Here is a 1779-nt window from a genome sequence, read left to right as displayed (position 1 = left end):
GACTCCGTTGGGAAATTCGTAAACCGGGCTGGGTGATCAGGCTGCCAGGTCGAGTGCGGCGAGGTGTGAGGTGCGGGTCTTGCCGAGGGGTGTGTCGTTGAGCCAGGCGTTGATGCGGATGAGGTTGATCGCGGTGGCGGCGAGCACGTTGCCGAGGTGGGTCTTGGGTAGCCCGGTGTAGCGGGTGCGGCGGATACCGGTGCGGCGGACCGCCTGGGAGATTGTGCCTTCCACTCCGGCCCGGGTGTTGTAGCGCCGCTGCCACTCGTCGGTCAGCTGCTCACGGCGCCGGGCTTCAAGGACCTCCTGCTGGTCCCGGGGCAGCAGGGTCAGACTTCGGCCCCACGTGCCGTTCGACGCCTTGGTGCACTTCTCGCGCATCGGGCAGCTCGCGCAGTCACGGGCGGTGAAGTGCACCCGCACGATCGGGGTGCCGCTGCTCTTGCGCTGCTCGGACCAGCTGGCACTGGTCCTGCCCCAAGGACAGGTGACCTTCCTGGCCTGCCAGTCGATCGTGAACGCGCTCTGGGCGAAGTGCTCGCCCTGGTGGTTCTCGTGGCAGGTGTCGAGCCCGACCGGGCCCAGCAGTTCGATGTGGTGCTCGTCGCGGGCGGTGACGATGTGGGCGGCGGTGACGTAGCCGGCGTCCACGTCGTGTTCGTCCGGCAGTAACTCGCGTGCGGCCAGGCCCTGGTGGATGTTCTCGGTCATCTCGGTGTCGGTGACCGTGGCGTCGGTGGTGGCGACGTGGGTGATCAGGTGCGGCATGGTCGGCTCGCAGGTCTCGCTCAGATGAGTCTTGTAGCCGCACCAGCCCATCCCGCGCTTGGTGCTGTAGCGGGCGTCCGTGTCGTAGGGCGAGGACAGGCGATCTCTGCCCGGCGGGAGGTCCTTGCCCTCCCGCCAGCGCACCCCCTCGCCGTCGCGGTGGTACTGCTCGCTCCACGCCCGGCCAAGGACCTGGACCGCGGGGATCTCCCGCAGCCAGACCGGCGCGTTTGGCATCTCAACGGCGTCCAGCAGGGTGAAGCCATCCCGGCCGACCTGCTCGGCCCACTCGGTGCGAACGTTGTCGCCCTTGGGGAAGCGGTAGGAGTCGATCCTCGCGCCGTAGCGCTTGACCCACTCGGTGGTCACCAGGGGTGTCAGCCACTGCGGTGCCGCTGCCGCCAGCACCTCCAGCGCCGCCCGCAGACTCTCGCCGACGAACTCCATCCGGTTCAACGTCCGTACGGCAGCCAGGACATGGGTGGAGTCGGTGCGCTGTCGACCGCCCGAGCGCAGCAGCCCGCGTTCGGAGCATCGAGCCAGGACAAGGTCCAGGACCCTCTCCTCCATGCCGTGTTCGATCAGCCGGGAGCGGAAATCGCCGAGCACCGAGAAGTCGAACCCCGGGTCGTCCAGCTCGAGCCCGAGGAGGAACTTCCAGTCCATTCTGGCGCGGACCTGGTCGGCGGCCTGCCGGTCGGTGAGCCCTTCGGCGTACTGCAGCACAGAGACCAGCGCCAGCGCACCCGGCGAGATCGCCGGGCGACCCCGCTTGGGAAATGCCGCCGCGAAGGACCCATCCTCGAACAGCGGGCCCAGCGCCTCCCGGATCCGCACCGCCAACGTGCCCTTGGGGAACGAAGCCCGCACCACCCGCGCGGTCAGCTCCGGCACCCCACGGTCATCCCGCGACTCCAGCGACACCCAGCCCCCTTCCACTGACAGACAAGGCGATCATGTCAGCCTGCCGGCCACTCGGGTGTCGCTTTGCGATTTTCCCAACGGAGTCCT

The 1779-nt window shown here is 68.6% G+C and carries 1 protein-coding gene; it reads right to left on the bottom strand.

The annotated features are described in order from the left end of the window. Positions 1-36 precede the first annotated feature (36 nt). The gene (locus tag ABZW30_RS46930; RefSeq protein ID WP_355677484.1) at positions 37-1692 is read right to left on the bottom strand and encodes an IS1182 family transposase; all 1656 of its coding nucleotides are present in this window, start codon (positions 1690-1692) and stop codon (positions 37-39) included. Positions 1693-1779: the final 87 nt, after the last annotated feature.

Origin of the sequence: Kitasatospora sp. NPDC004669, assembly GCF_040609455.1 — a bacterium.
Classification (GTDB): Bacteria; Actinomycetota; Actinomycetes; order Streptomycetales; family Streptomycetaceae; genus Kitasatospora.
The sequence above is the reverse complement of the archived record's forward strand: the minus strand, read 5'-3'. Positions and strand labels throughout refer to the sequence as shown.